This is a genomic window from Mesorhizobium sp. B1-1-5, assembly GCF_006443065.1.
Classification (GTDB): domain Bacteria; phylum Pseudomonadota; class Alphaproteobacteria; order Rhizobiales; family Rhizobiaceae; genus Mesorhizobium.
In genome coordinates this window covers 1-18,716 of sequence record NZ_VFWS01000102.1, presented here as the reverse complement: position 1 = coordinate 18,716, position 18,716 = coordinate 1, and the positions used below count along the sequence as shown (strand labels likewise).

Sequence of the window (18,716 nt, the reverse complement as noted above, 5' to 3'; positions counted from 1 at the left end):
CCCTGGGGCATTTCGGAAGCGGCCTACAACGCCCGCGACCGCGAGCTCACCTATCAGTACACCAATTTCGGCGTGCCAGGGCTCGGCCTGAAGCGCGGCCTCGGCCAGAACACCGTGATCGCGCCCTATGCGACCATCTTGGCCGCACAGTTCAGTCCGCGCGAGGCGGTGCAGAACCTGCAGCGGCTGCGTTCGATCGGCGCGCTCGGCCGCCACGGCTTTTACGACGCGGTCGATTTCACGCCGCAACGCGTGCCCGAAGGCACCGACCACGCCGTGGTGCAGAACTATATGGCGCACCATTCCGGCATGACGATCGCGGCGGTGGCCGACGCCATTTTCGAGGGCCGGCTGCGCGAGCGTTTCCACAGCGACCCGGTGATCGAATCGGCCGAGCTTCTGTTGCAGGAGAAGGCGCCGCGCGACATTCCGACGGCGACCGTCAGGACGGAGGCCGACGAGCGCTCCAAGGACGAGACCGAGGCCGAGAGCCCGGACAGCCGTGTCGTGCTCGATCCGATCAAGGCGCTGCGGGCGACCAACGTCATGTCCAACGGCCGCTATTCGGTCATGGTCACCGCCACCGGCTCCGGCTACAGCCGCTTCGGCGAGCTTGCCGTCACCCGCTGGCAGCCGGATCCGAGCGAGGATCGCCTCGGCTCCTATATCTTCCTGCGCGACGCGGCGACCGGCGACTGGTGGTCCGCCACCGCGGAGCCGAAGCGCGCCGAGGGCGAGCGCGTCCAGACGCTGTTTGGCGACGACAAGGCGAGCTTCACCAAGACCGTGGGTTCGCTGCGTTCAGAAGTCGAATGCATCGTCATTTCAGAAGGCAATGGCGAAGGCCGCCGCATCACGCTCTACAATGACGGCGCCACCGACCGGCACATCGAAGTGACCTCCTTCGCCGAGCTGGTGCTCGGCAATGAGACTTCGGACAACGCCCATCCGGCGTTCTCCAAGATGTTTGTCGAGACCGAGATCGCGCCGAACAACGGCGCGATCTTCGCCACAAGGCGCAAGCGCGACAACAACGATCCCGACCTCACCATGGTTCATTTCGTCACCGACCCGTCCGGCCCGTCGCGCGATGCCGAGGCCGAGACCGACCGGCGCGCCTTCATCGGCCGTGGCCGCACCATCGCCGATGCCGTCGCCTTCGACCCCGGCGTCAGGCTTTCGGGCAGCCAAGGCTTCACGCTCGACCCGGTAGCGGCGCTGCGCCGCCAGGTGCGCGTGCCGGCCAACAAGAAGATATCGCTGACCTTCTGGACCGCCGTCGGCGCCAATCGCGGCGAGCTCGACGAGGCGATCGCGCGTCTCGACCATCAGGAGAGCTTCGCCCGCCAGGCCATGCTTGCCTGGACGCGCAGCCAGGTGCAGACGCGCCATCTGGGGCTCAGCCTCACCGACGCCGCCAATGTGCAGAAGCTGGCGCGCTATTTGATCTATCCCGATCCGTTCCTGCGCCTGCCTGCGGAATCCATCGCGTCGGGCCTCGGCCGCCAGTCGAGCCTGTGGCCGACAAGCATCTCCGGCGATTTCCCGATCTTCCTCGTGCGCATCGGCGACGTCGCCGATCTCGAGATCGTCGCCCAGGCGCTCCGCTTCCAGGAATATATGCGGGCGCGGGGCATGATGATCGACTTCGTCGTCGTCAACGAGCAGGCCTCGTCCTACGTGCAGGACCTGCAGCGCGCGGTGGAGACGCTGTGCGAGAACAGCCGCCTGCGCGGCCGCGAGCTTGGCCCCCGCCAGCATATCTTCGCGGTGCGTCGCGACCTGATGGACGAGCCGACCTACAAGACCTTGCTGTCGGTGGCGCGGGTCGTGCTGCACACCCGCAACGGCACGATCTTCGATCAGCTCGAACGTGCCGAGACGGCGGCGCTCCAGGCTCGCGATGCCTTGATGCAGGCCGAGGGCGGCACGCCGCGCGAGCCCGTTCCGCCGCTGCCCTTGCCGGTGCCGGCAAGCCGAAGCGGAGCCGATATTGCCGCCGACGGCAGTGGTCTCAGCCTCTGGAACGGCTTTGGCGGCTTCGACGGCGACGGCCGCCACTATGTGACGCGGCTGACCGGCCGGCGTTCGACGCCGCAGCCCTGGATCAACGTCATCTCCAACGCCTCGTTCGGCTTCCACGTCTCGGCCGAAGGCGCCGGCTTCACCTGGAGCCGCAACAGCCGCGACTATCAGCTGACGCCGTGGTCGAACGACCCGGTGTCGAACCGGCCAGGAGAAGGCTTCTATATTTTCGACCAATTGAGCGGCAAGGCCTTCTCGCCGATGGCCGCGACGGTTCGCGATCCGTCGATGACCTATGAGACCTGGCACGGCCAGGGCTTCTCGACCTTCCGCTCCAGGCGCGGTTCGCTGTCGATGGACCTGACGCAGGTGGTCGATCCCACCGATCCTGTGAAGATCACCCGGCTGCGCATCCAGAATGCCGGCCCGGCGCCGGCGCGGTTGCGCATTTACGCCTATGCCGAATGGGTGCTGGGCGGCCATCGCTCGCGCACGGCGGCGACCATCGTGCCGTCGCGCGACGCCGCCACCGGCGCCATGCTGGCGCAGAACCCCTATGGCCTCGACTTCGGCGAGCGTGTCGCTTTCCTGGCGGCCAGCCATCCTGTCCATTCGGTAACCGCCGACCGCAGCGAGTTCATCGGCAGGCACGGCACGACCGAATATCCGCAGGCCGTGCTTGGCGGGCTTGCGCTTTCCGGCCGCATCGAGGCAGGCGATGATCCCTGCGCTGTCGTCGCCAGCGATATCGACATTGCCGCCGGCGGCGACGTGACGCTGTCCTGGCTGCTTGGCGACGCGGCCACGCCTGCCGAGGCGAGCGCGCTGGTGCAGACCCATCGCGGCAAGGATTTCGATCAGCGCCTGGCCGATAACGAGCGCGTCTGGCGCGGCTTCCTCGACACCATCCAGGTCGAGACGCCCGACGAAGCGATGAATGCCATGATCAACCATTGGCTGCCTTACCAGAGCCTGGCCTGCCGCATCCGCGCACGCTCGGCCTTCTACCAGGCGAGCGGCGCGTTCGGCTTCCGCGACCAGTTGCAGGACACGCTCTCGCTTCTGGCGCATGACTCGAAGCTGGCGCGCGACCAGATCCTCAACGCGGCGCGCCGGCAATTCCCGGAAGGCGACGTGCAGCATTGGTGGCTGCCGCGCACCGATGCCGGGGTGCGCACGATGATCTCGGACGACGTAGTCTGGCTGGCGCATGCGACGGCCCGCTACATCGAGGTGACGGGCGATGCCGGTATCCTGAAGGAGCAGTTGCCTTTCATCGACGGACAGCAGCTCGGCGAGGGTGAGCACGATGCCTTCTTCACGCCGGAAATCACCAAGAACACCGCGCCGCTCTATGAACATTGCGCGCGGGCGCTCGATCTCGCGATCAAGCGCAGCAGCCCCGCCGGCCTGCCGCTCATCCTTGGCGGCGACTGGAACGACGGCATGAACCGCGTCGGCGAGGGCGGCAAGGGCGAGAGCGTGTGGCTGGGCTGGTTCCTGCTGAAGACGCTCACCGACTTCGCGCCTGTCGCCAAGGGGCAGGGCGACACCAAGCGGGCGCAGGCTTGGGCCAAGCACGCGGACGCGCTGAAGCGGGCCCTGGAAAGCACCGCCTGGGACGGCCAATGGTACCGGCGCGGCAGCTTCGACGACGGCACGCCGCTCGGCTCGCACAATTCGGACGAGTGCAGGATCGACTCGATCGCCCAGTCCTGGAGCGTGCTGTCGGGCGAGGGCGATCCAGCGCGCTCGACGACCGCCATGGAACAGGCGACCAATATCTTGGTCGATGACGAGCTCAAGATCGTCAAGCTGTTCACGCCGCCCTTCTCCAAGAGCGAGAAGGACCCGGGCTATATCAAGAGCTATCCGCCGGGCGTGCGCGAGAATGGCGGCCAGTACACCCATGCTGCCACCTGGTTCGTGATCGCGCTGGCTGAAATGGGCCGCACCGACGAAGCTTATCGCTGCTTCTCGATGCTGAACCCGGTCAACCACGCTTCGGACGAGGTGGCGGCCGAGCACTATCGCGTGGAACCCTATGTCGTGGCCGCCGACATCTATGCCGGCGAAGGCAAGGGCGGCCGCGGCGGCTGGACCTGGTACACGGGCTCAGCCGGCTGGCTTTACCGCGCCGCGGTGGAGGGCATTCTCGGTATCGAGCGGCGCGGCAAGGAGATCACGTTTAGGCCGAAGCTGCCCGGGCACTGGGACGGCTACGCCGCGACGCTCAAGATGTTCGACGGCGAGATCAAGCTTCGTGTTATCCGCGACAAAAAGACCAAGTCGATCTCGCTAGAAGTCGATGGTTCGAAGAAAAAATCGGCCTCTTTCGAGCCGAAAGCCGGCGACAAGACCGAGGTCGTCGTCAGGATACCTGCGTAAAATCAAAGGTTTGGTTCGTCGGCCGCGCATCCCTCGGGGTGCGCGGCCGATCGCCGTTTTTTACTTGGCGCGGCTCTCGCGTCCGATCGCGCGCCTTCCTTTAGGGCAGCCTAAGCAAGCAGCTTGTGATTAAAAATGTGGCAGCGCGAGGCAGGTGCCATTATTTTGCCGCAAGCCTGACATTTCACCTTTTATCTCAAACCGTTAGGTGATCACGTCAGATTTCGTACCGTCGTCATCTTTTGTTCGCTAAATGGGAACGGAAGCGATAGACGACGCATTGTTTCGCGACACGTTAACCGATACGTGTCAGAAAATGGTGCGGTGCACAATTCGGGCATTGAGCACAGACAAGAGTTTGGCGGAGTAGCTGAAGTGTCACTTCTGCAGATCTACTTTAGAGCGCTGGGTTATCTGGCGTCCGACAAGAAGCGCGTTGCGCTGATTTGCGGCGCCAACGTCGCGCTCGCGGCGATCGCGATCCTTGAGCCCATCCTGCTGGGCCGGGTGATCGGTGCCATCTCCGAAAAAGGCGCGGTGTTTTCGACGCTCGCCGTCTGGGCCGCTCTTGGTGCCTTCAACGTCGTCGCCTTCGTGCTGGTGGCGCGCGGTGCCGACCGCTTCGCCCATGCCCGCCGCTCCGAAGTGCTGTGCCAGTCCTTCGAGCGCGTCATCACCATGCCGCTTGCCTGGCACCATCAGCGCGGCACATCCAATTCGCTGCACACGCTGCTGCGCGCGGTCGAGACCCTGTTCAGCCTGTGGCTCGAATTCATGCGCGTGCATCTCTCGACGGCCATCGCGCTGGTGCTGCTGGTTCCGACCGCGCTGTCCATGGACATCCGCATGTCCGTCGTATTGCTGGGCCTGGGCGTGCTCTATGTCGGCATCGGCCGGCTCGTCATGCGCCGCACCAAGTCGGGGCAGACTGCCGTCGAACGCCACTACCACACCGTGTTTGCCCACGTGACCGACAGCGTCAGCAACGTTGCCGTGCTGCAGAGCTACAACCGCATTGGCCACGAGACTGCGACGCTGAAGCGCTATGTGAAGGATCTGCTCGACGCGCAGAACCCCGTGCTCGACTGGTGGGCGATCGCCAATGCGCTGAACCGCCTGTCGTCGACCATCTCGATGATGATCGTGCTCTCGATCGGCGCTTATCTCGTCACCCGTGGCCAGCTCCGCGTCGGCGATGTCGTCGCCTTCACCGGCTTTGCCGGAATGCTGATCGCCCGTCTCGACCAGATGTCGGCCTTCACCACCCAGATTTCCGAGGCTCGTGCCAAGCTCGAGGAGTTCTATCGCCTCGAGGATTCGGCTGCCGAGACCGCCGAGCCGGACGGATTGCGCGAGTTGACCAACGTCACCGGCCACGTCCGCTTCGAGGATGTCAGCTTCGAGTTCGCCAATTCGGGCCACGGCATCGAGGACGTCTCCTTCGAGGTCCAGGCTGGCCAGACGGTCGCCATCGTCGGCCCGACCGGCGCCGGCAAGACGACGCTCATCAATCTCTTGCAGCGCGTCTTCACGCCCGCCAGCGGCCGCATCCTGATCGACGGCATCGACACCCGCACGGTGACCCGCAAGTCGCTGCGCCATTCGATCGCCACCGTCTTCCAGGACGCCGGCCTGCTCAACCGCTCGATCGAGGACAACATCCGTGTCGGCCGTGCCGATGCCAGCAATGACGAGGTTCACGCCGCCGCCAATGCCGCCGCCGCCCAGGATTTCATCCTGGCCAAGAGCGGCGGCTACGACACCGTCGTCGGCGAGCGCGGCGGCCAGCTCTCGGGCGGCGAGCGCCAGCGTATCGCCATCGCCCGCGCCGTGCTCAAGGACGCGCCGATCCTGGTGCTCGACGAGGCGACCAGCGCGCTCGACGTCGAAACCGAGGATCGCGTCAAGGATGCCATCGACGAGCTGCGCCGCAACCGCACGACCTTCATCATCGCCCACCGCCTGACCACGGTCCGCGACGCCGACCTCGTCGTCTTCATGGACAAGGGCAGGGTGGTCGAGATGGGCGGCTTCACCGAGCTGTCGCTGCGCAACGGCCGCTTCGCTGCCCTGCTGCGCGCCGGCGGCCTGCTCAACGACGAAGAAGTCCGCCGCCTCAGCCGTGCGGTGACGGAAGCGGCGTAATCAGCGCCTTCCCTTCTCCCCTTGTGGGAGAAGGTGGCCGCGAAGCGGCCGGATGAGGGGTGCTCCAGCTTGACACCAGCATACGATCGACAGCCGGGCGCATTGCTGCTGTTCGGCGCCTCACTCCGCTGGAACACCCCTCATCCGTCTCGGCGCTGCGCGCCGATCCACCTTCTCCCACAAGGGGAGAAGGCAAGGGCTTCTTCCTGCGACGCCTTCCCCCGATTGCCCCAGACCAATCCCCGGTCTATTTAGGTCGGCATGAGCGACACCACCTCACGCTTGAGCGCCTGGGCCGATCTCGCCAATCCGACGCGCTTCGTCGGCTTGGCGGACAAGGTGATCCCATGGCTGGCGGCGGTCGCGGCGATCCTGCTCGCCATCGGCCTCTACATGAGCTTCACCGCGCCGGAGGATTTCCAGCAGGGCATCACCGTGCGCATCATGTATATCCACGTGCCTTTCGCGTGGCTCGCCATGATGTGCTACACGATCATGGCGATTTCGGCGCTGGGCACGCTGGTCTGGCGCCATCCGCTGGCCGATGTCGCGCTGAAATCGGCGGCCCCGATCGGCGCCACCTTCACCGCGCTGGCGCTGATCACCGGCTCTATCTGGGGCAAGCCGATGTGGGGCACCTGGTGGGTGTGGGACGCGCGGCTGACCTCGGTCTTCGTGCTTTTCCTGATGTATCTCGGCATCATCGCGCTGACCCGCGCGCTGGACGATGCCGGCCGCGCCGCCTGGGCCGCCGCCATCATCACGCTGGTCGGCTTCATCAACATCCCAATCATCAAATTCTCGGTCGACTGGTGGAACACGCTGCACCAGCCGGCCTCCGTGTTCCGGCTCGGCGGCCCGACCATCGACCCCTCGATGCTGTGGCCGTTGGCCGTGATGGCGCTCGGCTTCACCGTGCTGTTCTTCGCCCTGCACCTGATGGCGATGCGCACGGAGATTTTCAGGCGCCGCGTGACCGCGATGCGGAGAGTTGCGGCGAGGCAGGCGGAGCGGGCTCCCCCTTCTCCCCCTGTGGGAGAAGGTGGCCGCGAAGCGGCCGGATGAGGGGTGTTCCAGCGGAGTGAGACGCTGGCCTTCCCTGGAGCACCCCTCATCCGTCTCGGCGCTAACGCGCCGATCCACCTTCTCCCACAAGGGGAGAAGGAAATGCCGCTCACCCCATCCGTCCCCTTGCCGCCACCGGCAGCGTTTCCAGCACCTTGTTGCCGTCGATCAGATGCACCTGGTCGAACAAATTCGTCACCACGCAGCAATGATCGGGTACGACGCGCACGCGCTCGCCGATGCGCAGCTTGGCGCCGTCCGAAAGCGTGACGGTGCCGTGCTCTTCGCTCAAGCCCGTGACGCGGGCGCCCGGCACGCCGAGCAGCTCGCCGAAGTCAGGCAGGCCGAGCGTATCGGACGACAGCGCCTTGCTGCCGCTGTCGAGGATGGCGCGCGTCGCCGTCGGACGGCTGACCACGGTTGCCAGCACGGTCAGCGCGCAGTCGTCCAGTGTGCCGACGCCTTTGGCGACCTGGTAGCGGTCGAGATAGATGTAGGTGCCGGGCCGGTATTCGGTGACCACGCTGTCCTCGCCGGAGCGCCACATGTCCGGTGTGCCGCCGCTGGAGATGCGGGCACATTCAAGCCCGGCCACTGTTAGCGTAGAGCGTGCATTGCTCAGCCATGCCTCCGCCTCGGCGGCGCGCCCCGCCGCTGGGTAGGTCATCAGCCCACCGAAGGCGAGGCCCTTGGCCTGGTCGATCAATTTCGCCAGTATCAGCGCTTCGTCGGCGCTCTGCACGCCGCAGCGGCCCATGCCGGTGTCGCACTCGACCAGCACCGAAAGCGGATGGCCCGCATCGGTGAAGGTGGCGGCCAGCCCCTCTAGTGTCTCATGGCTGTCGGCCGTCACCGAGAGTGTGACGCGGCCGTGCAGCGCCTTGAGCCGCTCCAGCTTGGCGCGGCCGAGGATATTGTAGGGGAGAAAAATGTCGGTCAGCCCGGCATCGGCCATCACCTCGGCCTCGCCGATCTTCTGGCAGGTGATGCCCACGGCGCCCGCCGCCACCTGCTTCTTCGCCCAGTAAGGCAGCTTGTGCGTCTTGATATGCGGGCGGAGCTTCAGCCCGTGAGCATCCGCATGGGCCTGCGCTTTCTTGATGTTCGCCTCGGCGCGGGCGGCATCGATGAGGATCGCCGGTGTGTCGAGATCGTCTATGCTTGCCATGAGATCACCCGTCCGAGCATGTCTTCCGTGCGGCGATCCGCTGCGGGACAAAGACATTGCGTTAAAACAAATCAGTTGGGTTTATGGCCCCGAACGCAGCCCATGTCACGGGCCAGACCCGCCGGTTTGCGTCGACAGAGGACCGGCATTGGGCTATTCGGAAGGGCAGATTTCAGCAGGCGGCGGCCGGAAGGAAGAGAACCCATGAAGCGCTCCAAGATCAACGACATCATCCGCGAAGCCGACGCCTTCATCCGCTCCTTCGGTTATATCATGCCGCCCTTCGCCTATTGGTCGCCGGAAGAGATGAAGGCGCATAAGGGCGACTCCGCGGCCATCTTCACCTCACGCCTCGGCTGGGACATCACCGACTACGGCCAGGAGAAGTTCGACGAGCTCGGCCTGTTCCTGTTCACCGTGCGCAACGGCCGTTACGAGGACATGAAGCTCGGCATGGGCATGCTGTACGCCGAAAAAATCATGATCTCGCGCAAGGACCAGCTGTCGCCGATGCACCGCCACAACATCAAGGCCGAGGACATCATCAACCGCGGCGGCGGCAAGCTGGTGCTGGAATTGTTCATGCACGACCGCGACGGCGGCATCGACCCCAAGGCCGAAGTCTCGGTGCCGGTCGACGGCACCATGACCAGACTGCCGGCAGGCGGCCTGCTGAAGCTCGATCCCGGCCAGAGCGTCACGCTTTTGCCCGGCGTCTGGCACGCCTTCTGGGCCGAGGGCAAGGACGTGCTGATCGGCGAGGTTTCCACCGTCAATGACGACCTCACCGACAACGTCTTCCGCGATCCGATCGGTCGCTTCTCCAACATCGACGAGGACGTGGCGCCGCTGCACCTGCTGGTGTCGGATTACGAGAAGTGGGTGGGGTAGGCTAGGGACGCTCCGCTACCGCGCGTACTTATCCGCCTTGCGGTTCCCGAGCAGCAGCTTGCGCTCCAGATGCGCCCGGAGCTCGCCGTAATACGCGGTGAGAAAAGCCTTTGAATCGATCGGCTCGACCCGGGCGCCGATCTTGCGGGCGATGGTCTCGGCCACGGCCTTCAGCGCGGAATAGTCGTCGCGGCGCAGCACTTCCTCAAGCTTCTGCAGTTCGGCGATGCCATAGGCGTCGAGCTGTGCGGGGCTGAACTGGAAGCGGGCCGCGACCGGGTCCTTGCGCTGCGAAAGGTCTTCGACCAGCGCCACTTTCGGCGCCTCGACCACCCAAGTGCCGGCGAGCAGATCGCCGATCCTCAGCCGGTCGCGGTTGAACAGCGGAAACAGCGAGAACAGCAACGCCCAGACCAGGCCGAAGACGGTTGTCAGCGTGTCGGCGACATCGGCGCTGGCGCGCGCGGCGAGGATCGACAGCGGCAGAAAAACTTCGATCTCGCGCATCAGATTGCGCGCGATGACCTGGTCGAGGGTGAGGCCGGCGCCGCTACGCGAAGCGACCCTCACGCCAACCATGCGCTTGCCCGGCGTAGCTGCCCGCCGGCCCGCTTCGAAGGCGATGAAATAGACGTTGCGCAGGAAGAAGATGAAGATGATCCAGACGATGAACAGCGGCTGCGCATCCTGGATGCCGAGGCCGGCAAGGCCGAAGATCATCACCAGCGAGACGATCACGGCCGCGACGACGATGATCACCACGTCGAGCAGGAACCCGGAAGCGCGGGTGCCGGCATCCGCCAGCTTGACCCGCAGGTCCACGCCTTCGGGTGTCACCAGCGGACGTATCAGCGCGGCAGGGTTCTTTGCCTTGGCTGTCCTAGCGGTCGCCATGCCGCACCATCCGCAACAGGTAGAAATATGAGATCCAGAGCGCCAGCATGCCGCCGCCGATCGAATAGCGGGCGAGGTCGCTAGTGATCGTCTGCCGGCCGATGCCTTCCAACAATCCGGCAAAAAGCAGCATCACCGTGACGCCGATCATGGCGGTCGCCGCCACGCGCCCGGCCCGCGCCGCAGCGGCCATGCGGGTGAGTTCGCCTGGAAAGGCGATGCTGGTGCCGATGCGCATGCCGGCCGCACCCGCGATGGCGATGGCGAACAGTTCCGTCGTGCCGTGGATCGAAAGCCAGCCGCCGAGCTCGAAGCCGAGGCCCTTGGCGGCATAAATCTGGAAAATGGCGCCGAGCATGCAGCCATTCATCAGGATGATCAGCACGCTCGGCACGGCGAAGGCGAAGCCCAGCGCGAAAGCCAGGATCGAGACCTGTGTGTTGTGCGTGAAGAGATAGGCGGCGAACCCCGACAGGAAATGATCGCCGCCGCCGTAAAGCACGCTGCGCAGCGCCTCGGCCGACGAATCCGGGTTGCGCCCGCCCGCCAGGCTAGGCGCGATGATGGCGTCGTACCAGCGCTTGTCGGAAGCGACCAGCCAGTAGCCGGCAATGGCACCGATGACGGTGAGCCCGACCGACGTCCATACTTCGCGCCACAGGTCGCGGATCGCCGTCGGCCAGTCGTGCAGGAAGAAGTCGCCGACGCGCGTTCTGAAGCTCCGCCGCGCGCCATAGAGATAGAAATAGCCGCGCAGGCACAGTGCCTCGAGATAGGCGATCAGCGCGCTGTCGAGCGAGGTCGCGCGCGCCACCGAGAGCGAGGAAAGGGCCGAGCGGTAGAGCAGGGGCAGCGACAGCAGCTCGTCTTCCGATAGCGCGCGCGGCGCGCGTTTTTCGACGCGCGCGAGCAGCGCCTCGAAGGCTTTCCAGTCGGCCTCGCGCTCCTGGCGGAAGCTTGCCAGCGACTGGCGCACGGCGTCGGTGCCGGCGGGCAGCGTCATAAGAGGTTCTCCTCCTTGAGCTGGATATAGCGCTCGACCAGCGCCGGACCGAGCCGCTGGTGGTCGGACTCGATGACATGCGCGCCAAGCAGCCTGAGCCTGCCGATTACCACCTGCCGCTGCCGCAACAGATCGCCGGCGGTGACGGAGCGGGCGACATCCTCGGGCGCCGCCGGCGCCATGTCGGCCAGCGTTTCGAGCTCCACATCCTTCATCAGCATGAACAGCACCAGATGCCGCTCGGTCAGCCGGCCCACGGTGCGCAGCATCAATTCGGCGCTGATCGGGTCGACGAAATCGGTGAAGACGATGACCAGCGAGCGCCGGTCGAGCCTCGCCGAAAGCGTGGTCAGCGCCAGGGTGAAGTTGGTCTCCTCGGTCGAATAGTCGATCTCGGCGGCGCGCTTCTGGATCATGGTGAAGCTCGGCGAGCCGCGCACCGCGCCGCTCGACACGCGCGGCCTGGCATCGAAGGAAAACAGGCTGACGAGATCGCCGCCCTTGAGCGCGATGAATGCCGACAGAAGCGCCGCCGTCACCGCGCGGTCGACCTTCGGCACACCGTCGACCGGCTCGCACATCAGCCGGCCGCTATCGATGGCCAAGACGATGTTGTTGTTCTCCTCGATCCGGAACTCGCGTGCCAGAAGCTTGCCGTGCCGGGCGCTGCGCTTCCAGTCGATCATGCGGCGGCCCATGCCGGGCTGGTAATCCTTCAGCGCCTCGAACTCGCGGCCCTGGCCGGCGCGCTTCTGCGTATGGCCGTCGGCAAGGGCGGAACGCTGCAAGAGCGTGATCGCCTCGTCGCGCGCGCTGTTGACATTGGGCAGCACCGCGACCTTGCGGTCGACCGGCAACACGACCTGGTTCCAGATCAGCCCGAATGGACCCTGCCAGCGCAGCCAGAGACGGTCGAAGCCGGCGATGCCGCGGCGAATGGCCTCGAATTCGAGATCGAGCGTGCCGCCATTGGCCGGCAGCGCGCCGCCGGTGCCGGCTAATGGCTGGACCCGCTGGTCATGCCCGACACGCGCCTGCAGGCGCCGCAGCCTTGCCCTGGCACCGGCCGCGACGTGCAGCGTGAAGCGTCCGCCGACGCCGACCTGTGGCGGCGCCGTCAGCGTGGCGTCGAGCGAGGCGCGACCCCTGCCTGCGGCTGCATCCACCGCCAGGAAGGCAAGCAGCAGGCAGATCCACAACAGGCCGAGATACCAGACATGCGGCAAGGCGAGCGCGATCAGGAAGGCGGGGATCGCCCCCGCCGCCGCTGCCCAGACCGCTCGGCCGCTCGGATAGATCAACGCGGCGCTTCCGTATGGTCGACGAGGTCGGAGACGATCTGCTCGACCAGCCGCCCGTCGATCTGCGCCGCCGGCGAGAGAACGACACGGTGACGCAGCGCCGGCACGGCCAGCGCCTTGACGTCGTCGGGGATGACATAGTTGCGGCCGTCGAGCGCCGCCCTGGCGCGCGCGGCTCTCGCCAGCATGGCGCCCGCGCGTGGGCTCGCTCCCACCTCCAGGTCAGGGCTTTCGCGCGTGCCGCGCACAAGTGCCGCGATATAGCCGACGACATCGTCGACCAGCGTGACGTCGCCGACCGTGGCGAGCGCTGCTTCCAGCGTCTTGCGGTCCGTCCGCGCCTTGATGCCGTATTGTTCGATATCGTGCGAGGCCGAGCCGCCGCCGTGATGGACGATGATGGCGCGCTCTTCCGTGAGATCCGGATAGCTCACCCGATGCTTGAACAGGAAGCGGTCGAGCTGCGCTTCGGGCAGCGGATAGACGCCCTGGTGCTCGATGGGGTTCTGCGTCGCCACCACCATGAAATTCCGGCCGAGCGAATGGGTGGTGCCGTCGAAGGTGACGGCATGCTCCTGCATGGCCTCGAGCAGCGCGGCTTGCGTCTTCGGCGGGGTGCGGTTGATTTCGTCGGCGAGCAAAAGCTCGCAGAAGATCGGGCCGCGCGTCAGCGTGAACTGCCCAGTCTGGAAATTATAGATGTTGGCGCCGACGATATCGCCGGGCATCAGGTCGGGCGTGAACTGGATACGGCCATAGGCGACGCCGAGCGCCTGCGCGAAGCAGCGCGCCGTCATCGTCTTGGCGGTGCCGGGCGGCCCTTCGAGCAGGATATGCCCGCCGGCAAACAGCGCCGTCAGCATCAGGTCGACCGTGTCGCGCTGCCCGGTGATCGCTTTTGCCACTTCTTCCCTGATCGCGTTCGCCAGGGTCTTCACTTCATCGACGTTCAATGAGCCTCCTTGCCGTCCAGTCATGCAGCTTTTCGGCTGCTTCGTGCATTGCGGCCAGATTGTTGGAATCGTGTACTGCTCTGAAGCGGGCGGTGAAGCCGTGCTGTTCTTCCTTGTCGCGGGAATCGAGCCAGCGGTCGAGCGCCTCGCCCTGCAGCCCGTGCGGCGCGCCGAGCAGGGCGGCCGCGCGCTGGCGCATCAGCGCTGCGTAACGGTCGCCAAGCTCCTGCAGCCGCCCGGCGCGCTTCAAAAGCATCGCCGTGGTGTCGACCAGCGCCCGCTTGCCGAAGGCGATGGCGCGCCCCTCCGCGCGCGGTGGGCCGAAGCGGCCGAGCCCGTGCAGGAAGGCGAGCGCGGCCGCCACAAGCACCGACAGCGTCAAAGCCAGGAAGGGCGGTTCGATCAGCAGCTTGGCGAGATCGTAATTGCCGCCGATGCCGTGCAGCGTCAGGTCGAACATGACGGCGCCCTTGGCGGGCTCCAGCATGGCGATGATGTCGAGCGCCGCGGTCGCCTTCTGCTCGTCCTTCAGCGCGGCATTGTTGAGGAAATCGGGATCGGTGAGGATGTAGAAGGGTTCGTTGTCGAGCTCGGTCAGGATAGCCCTGCCGTCGCCCGCCGCGATCAGCGGATGGTCGTCCGCCACCCATTGCAGCTCGTCCGGCGCGGCCACCATGCGGCCGGCGATGTTGATCTGCGAGAGCGTGTTCTTGGCTTCGCCGAGCTTGGCCTTGGCGATGCGGCCGAGCCAGTCGTTGACGACGTTGTTGGGCAGCCGCTCTACTTTTTCCTCCCAGCCTTCGTGGCTGAACAACGGAAAGGTCTGCCATTTGGGCAGCACGAACAGCGTGTCTTTGCCAGAGCGCAGCTTGATGAGGCGATCGAGCGCGGCCGGGTCGCTGCCCGGCGCGATGGTGACGACCAGCAGGAAGGTCGATGCCAGGGGAGACGCGAGGTCCTTCTCGCCGCGCTCCATCGGCGGCGCCTGTCCGTTGGTGAGCTTCAGCCATTCGACAAGCCCGGCATAGCCGGTGCCGCCCTTCGAGAACGGCGTGCCGCCGCCAGCAGGCTGGCGAAAATCCGGCGCATAGGTGGACAGCAGAAAAAACCCGGCCGCCGCCAGCAGGCTGGCGAAAATGCCCCAGAACAGGGTCTTGCGGCTGAACGGTTCTTGCGCTGCGCCTGTCATCTGCGCGGTCATGCCCAGGCGTCCCGGAAGGCGAAACGCTCATAGGCGCCCCGCGCCTGCCGCCAGCCCTCGGCGCCGACCGGACGCCGGGCAAACAAGGCCGCCTCGACGATGCGGGCGATCTCGCTGAAGGCGGCGCGGGGCCGGGTGGGGATGGAACCGGCGGCGGCGATGTCGCGTGCGGTGAGCGATGGGCGCAGGAAATCGGGCAGCCGGGTGGCGATGTCTGAGACGCTGCGGCGCAACAGTAGATGCACTGCCTCGTCGTACTCGCCGCGCGCGGCGAGCGCATCGGCCTCGGAGAGCAGGACCTGGGCAGCCCCCACGTCAGGGCGCCACTCTTCCTTCGTTTCGGTCTCTTCGCGTTTCCGCCGCCATGGCAGGCGCCAGGCAATGCCTTTCGCCTCGAGGAAAAGCAGAAAAGCAATGATCGCGACGCCGATGATGACCGCGCCCCAGAAGAGATAGATCATGTAGGGACCGAGCTTTGCCAAGCCGTCCAGAAACGGCTTCAGCCACTCCGGCGGCTCGGGCCGCACGTAGGTCGGCAAGGCGAACTGGATCGAATCGTCCCCCAGCAGTTGCTTGTGCAACTGCGCCAGCCGTCCGGCCTCTTCCGTCGCTGCGGCTGTCACCCGCTCGTTCCCCCTGCAACCTGCGGTTCGGGGCCGACACTGGCAATACGCCATGACAATTGCAAGCGCACTGGACGTAGCCTTTCAATCTTGGCAAATTTACTTTGAAGTCGCCGATGAACGCAGCGGTGACTCGGGGGAAAATTATCATGACGACTGCAACATTGGGACGACCCGGCCGATTCGAGATCGGCAGGGTATTCAGCAATACCTTCGGAGTGATTGGCCGAAACCTCGGACTTTGCGTGGGGTTGGCGGCTTTGTTTTCGGGCCTGCCGGCATTGCTCATCAGGCTGTGGACCCAGCCGCAGATCGACGCCATGATGCAGCGCGATCCCGGCACCATGGCCGACCCAGGCGCCATGTTTCGCAATTCCTACATCACCATCATCGCCGGATTGATTTCGTTCGTGTGCGCGCTGCTGCTGCAGTCGGCGCTGGTGCGGGCGACCATCGAGGACCTCAATGGCAAGCGTCCGTCATTTGGCGACTGCATCCAGATTGCGATCCGCTTTCTGCTGCCGACGCTTGGCATCGGCCTGCTTGTCGGTCTCGGCGCGGGTATCGGCCTGATGCTGTTGATCGTGCCAGGCATTATCCTCTGGCTCGGCTGGTCGATGTCGGTGCCGGTCCTGATCCAGGAGCGGCGTGGCGTGTTCGGCTCGATGTCGCGCAGCCGGATCCTCACCAAGGGCAGCCGCTGGGGGCTTTTCGGCCTGTTCCTCATTCTCATCATCATCGCGATGATCATCCAGTGGGGGATGCTGCTCGTTCTGGTGCTGTTCGGCGGCATCATCGCCGAGATCGGCGCCGCGCTGGTCCAGACGGTGGTGTCGATGGTGCTCTCGATCGCAACCGCGGTGAGCTATGTCGAGCTGCGCCAGGCGAAGGAGGGCGCAAGCATCGACGAACTGGCGGAGATCTTCTCGTAGGCAGCAGAGATCAACCCGATGGCTTTGGAAAGCCCAGGTGCAGCCGGTAAATTCCGGCTGGGCGGGGTAGTCGGCATTGCGCTCTCGTTCATCGGAATGAGCGCTCGGCCGGCGCGACGGGAAGGTCGCGCCGGCCGCTCGCTCCTGGGAGGATCAGGACTCCAGCCACACTGTCTCCAAATGCTGCTCAAGCGCCTGGTGCTGTTCGCAGCCCTGCACGCCCTTGCGATAGGTGCGATAGACAGAGCGCCAATAGGGCTGGATGATGATGCCGGCATCGCGCAAATTGGTCTCGATCTTGGCCATGATCTCCTTGCGCTGGGCGGCATCCGGCGTTGCAAGCGCCTTGTCGAGAAGCTCGTCGAACTCCTTGTTCGAATAGGCGCTTTCATTCCAGGCGCCGCCCGATTTGTAGGCCAATGCCAGCACCTGCACGCCGAGCGGGCGGCCGAGCCATTCGGTGCAGGAATAGGGGAACTTGGCCCAATCGTTCCAGAAGGTCGCGGCCGGCAGCACGGTGCGCTTGATCTTCAGGCCGGCCTCGCGGATTTGCGCGGCGATCGCGTCGGCGGTGCTCTTCTGCCATTCGACGTCGACCGAGATCAGCTCATATTCGTGGTCGGCCTTGCCGGATTCCGAAATCAGCTTCTTGGCTTGTTCGACATCGCGTTTGGCCGGGCCGATATCGGCGAATTCCGGATGCATCGGGCCGACATGGTGGTTGTCGGCGGGCTTGCCGCGGCCATCGAGCCCGAGCTTCAGCACCGCCGCATTGTCGACGGCAAGCTGGGCGGCGCGGCGCACCTTGACGTCGTCATAGGGCGCGTTGGAGATATTGAAGCGCGCGACGATGGTCGAGCCGGTGGCGATCTCGGAATTCTGCAGGCCCATCTGCTCGGTTTGCGACACGGCATCCGCCGTGGTCTCGTGGTCGGTGTCGATCTCGCCGGATTCGAAGGCCGACAGCGTGGCGTTGGGATCGGAGCCGTAGTCGACCCATTTTATGCCGTCGAGATAGAACTCGCCCTTCCACCACGGCTTGTCCTTGCGCTTCACCTCGGCGCCTGTTTCGGCGTCCCAGCTGACCAGCTCGCAAGGGCCGGTGGTGATGGCCAAAGCCTTCTTCGGATCGGCGTCGCCTTCATAGGAGCGGTGCATGATCAGCGCCGGATAGTCGGCCATGCCGGCGATCAGCGAGATGTCGGGCTTCGGCAGGTTGATCTTGACGGTGTAGTCGTCGACCTTCTGGATGCCGCCGTCGACCGGCTTCTTGGTGTCGGCGTTGACCAGCGCGCCCATGCGCGCCGCGACCGAATTGCCGGCTACCGAGGCATCGCACCAGCGGTTGAGGTTGTGGATCACGTCGTCGGCGTTGAAAATGTCGCCGTTCGACCATGTGACGCCTTTGCGCACGTGCAGCGTGATCGTCTTGGCGTCGTCGCTGGTCTCCCAACTTTCCAGCAGCCAGGGCTCGAAGGAGAAGTCGGTTTTCCAGCGCACCAGATATTCGTTGCACTGGCGCGCGACATTGGACATCTCGACGCCGTCGAAGGTGCGCGGGTCTTTAAAGCCCTTGACGTTCATAGCCACGCGCAGCACGCCGCCCTTTTTCGGCTCGGCGGCGCGGGCAGGCGAGGGAGCGATCCCGCCCAGCGCCATCGCTCCGGCGGCGCTGACGCCGAAGCCGGCCATCAAGGCCAGATATTCGCGCCGACTGATCGCGCCCTTCTTGAAATCGTCGGCGATCGGCTTGGCTTGCGGATGCAGTTTTCTGTCGGTCAGCATGAATTTCATCGTCGTTCCCTCTGTTGTTGGGCGCTCCGGGCCGCCATGCGGGGGCGGATGCGTCCGCCGGAGCGCCGTTGCCTGCGAGGGAATGATAGGTCCGCTTTCCGCCGCGAAATGGTTGGGTTTCCGCAGTTCTTGTGCGCTGTTCCGCAGGTTAAAGTTGGCCAGGGCGCCGCCGCCCCCTCATCCGGCCGCTTCGCGGCCACCTTCTCCCCGACGGGGAGAAGAGACTGGCGCCGGCGCTGACCGATTCCTCTCCCCTCGGGGCTAGCGTGCGCACACATTTGCTTCGGGTTGATTTTGCGATGCCAGAAGGAAGCCGTCTAGGATGGCGTTGAA

At 65.4% G+C, this 18,716-nt stretch carries 13 protein-coding genes; 5 read left to right on the top strand and 8 right to left on the bottom strand.

From position 1 onward, the window contains the following. From FJ980_RS23405 to FJ980_RS23395, 3 genes are all read left to right on the top strand, one after another. Positions 1-4,413, top strand: a 4,413-nt coding sequence (locus FJ980_RS23405) for a glucoamylase family protein (RefSeq protein ID WP_281406337.1), incomplete at its 5' end; no start/stop codon positions are given. A 375-nt stretch (positions 4,414-4,788) separates the two neighbouring features. Then, a complete protein-coding gene (locus tag FJ980_RS23400; RefSeq protein WP_140546108.1) occupies positions 4,789-6,558 on the top strand; it encodes a glucan ABC transporter ATP-binding protein/ permease in 1,770 nt (589 codons plus the stop codon). 261 nt (positions 6,559-6,819) lie between these two features. Then, positions 6,820-7,623 (top strand): heme ABC transporter permease, encoded by an 804-nt coding sequence (locus FJ980_RS23395; protein ID WP_140546107.1) that lies wholly within the window; start codon positions 6,820-6,822, stop codon positions 7,621-7,623. Between the two features lie 109 nt (positions 7,624-7,732). Here FJ980_RS23395 and FJ980_RS23390 read toward each other — a convergent pair whose 3' ends face one another. After that, the gene (locus tag FJ980_RS23390) at positions 7,733-8,791 is read right to left on the bottom strand and encodes a D-TA family PLP-dependent enzyme (RefSeq protein ID WP_140546106.1); all 1,059 of its coding nucleotides are present in this window, start codon (positions 8,789-8,791) and stop codon (positions 7,733-7,735) included. A 204-nt stretch (positions 8,792-8,995) separates the two neighbouring features. On the opposite strand from FJ980_RS23390, the gene FJ980_RS23385 reads away from it, so the two are divergent. Then, positions 8,996-9,682, top strand: a complete 687-nt coding sequence (locus tag FJ980_RS23385; protein WP_140546105.1) for a D-lyxose/D-mannose family sugar isomerase — start codon at positions 8,996-8,998, stop codon at positions 9,680-9,682. Between the two features lie 15 nt (positions 9,683-9,697). Here the strand turns inward: FJ980_RS23385 and FJ980_RS23380 are convergent, their stop codons facing one another. From FJ980_RS23380 to FJ980_RS23355, 6 genes are read right to left on the bottom strand one after another with little or no spacing between them, the layout of a single operon-like run. Continuing rightward, the gene (locus FJ980_RS23380; protein ID WP_140546104.1) at positions 9,698-10,576 is read right to left on the bottom strand and encodes an RDD family protein; all 879 of its coding nucleotides are present in this window, start codon (positions 10,574-10,576) and stop codon (positions 9,698-9,700) included. Continuing rightward, on the bottom strand, positions 10,563-11,579 hold the full coding sequence (locus FJ980_RS23375) for a stage II sporulation protein M (RefSeq protein ID WP_140546103.1): 1,017 nt from the start codon (positions 11,577-11,579) through the stop codon (positions 10,563-10,565). Before FJ980_RS23375 ends, FJ980_RS23380 begins: the two co-directional genes overlap by 14 nt. Further along, a complete protein-coding gene (locus tag FJ980_RS23370) occupies positions 11,576-12,880 on the bottom strand; it encodes a DUF58 domain-containing protein (protein WP_140546102.1) in 1,305 nt (434 codons plus the stop codon). Before FJ980_RS23370 ends, FJ980_RS23375 begins: the two co-directional genes overlap by 4 nt. Next, on the bottom strand, positions 12,877-13,833 hold the full coding sequence (locus FJ980_RS23365; RefSeq protein WP_140546101.1) for a MoxR family ATPase: 957 nt from the start codon (positions 13,831-13,833) through the stop codon (positions 12,877-12,879). The genes FJ980_RS23370 and FJ980_RS23365 overlap by 4 nt, the downstream gene beginning before the upstream one ends. Beyond that, positions 13,820-15,034, bottom strand: a complete 1,215-nt coding sequence (locus FJ980_RS23360) for a DUF4350 domain-containing protein (RefSeq protein WP_140546100.1) — start codon at positions 15,032-15,034, stop codon at positions 13,820-13,822. Before FJ980_RS23360 ends, FJ980_RS23365 begins: the two co-directional genes overlap by 14 nt. After that, entirely contained in the window at positions 15,031-15,657 is a 627-nt protein-coding gene (locus tag FJ980_RS23355; protein ID WP_140546099.1) for a DUF4129 domain-containing protein, read from the bottom strand. Before FJ980_RS23355 ends, FJ980_RS23360 begins: the two co-directional genes overlap by 4 nt. A gap of 149 nt (positions 15,658-15,806) precedes the next feature. Between FJ980_RS23355 and FJ980_RS23350 the strand changes: the two genes are divergently transcribed. Then, on the top strand, positions 15,807-16,589 hold the full coding sequence (locus FJ980_RS23350) for a hypothetical protein (RefSeq protein WP_140546098.1): 783 nt from the start codon (positions 15,807-15,809) through the stop codon (positions 16,587-16,589). Positions 16,590-16,742: 153 nt separating this feature from the next. Here FJ980_RS23350 and FJ980_RS23345 read toward each other — a convergent pair whose 3' ends face one another. Then, positions 16,743-18,383 (bottom strand): ABC transporter substrate-binding protein, encoded by a 1,641-nt coding sequence (locus tag FJ980_RS23345; protein WP_140546097.1) that lies wholly within the window; start codon positions 18,381-18,383, stop codon positions 16,743-16,745. Positions 18,384-18,716 lie beyond the last annotated feature (333 nt).

What these genes read in the sequence shown, in the direction of transcription:
- FJ980_RS23395 (WP_140546107.1), top strand. Translation starts at nt 6,820, where the DNA reads ATGAGCGACACCACCTCACGCTTGAGCGCCTGGGCCGATCTCGCCAAT.
- FJ980_RS23390 (WP_140546106.1), bottom strand. Translation starts at nt 8,791, where the DNA reads ATGGCAAGCATAGACGATCTCGACACACCGGCGATCCTCATCGATGCC.
- FJ980_RS23385 (WP_140546105.1), top strand. Translation starts at nt 8,996, where the DNA reads ATGAAGCGCTCCAAGATCAACGACATCATCCGCGAAGCCGACGCCTTC.
- FJ980_RS23380 (WP_140546104.1), bottom strand. Translation starts at nt 10,576, where the DNA reads ATGGCGACCGCTAGGACAGCCAAGGCAAAGAACCCTGCCGCGCTGATA.
- FJ980_RS23375 (WP_140546103.1), bottom strand. Translation starts at nt 11,579, where the DNA reads ATGACGCTGCCCGCCGGCACCGACGCCGTGCGCCAGTCGCTGGCAAGC.
- FJ980_RS23360 (WP_140546100.1), bottom strand. Translation starts at nt 15,034, where the DNA reads ATGACCGCGCAGATGACAGGCGCAGCGCAAGAACCGTTCAGCCGCAAG.
- FJ980_RS23350 (WP_140546098.1), top strand. Translation starts at nt 15,807, where the DNA reads ATGACGACTGCAACATTGGGACGACCCGGCCGATTCGAGATCGGCAGG.
- FJ980_RS23345 (WP_140546097.1), bottom strand. Translation starts at nt 18,383, where the DNA reads ATGAAATTCATGCTGACCGACAGAAAACTGCATCCGCAAGCCAAGCCG.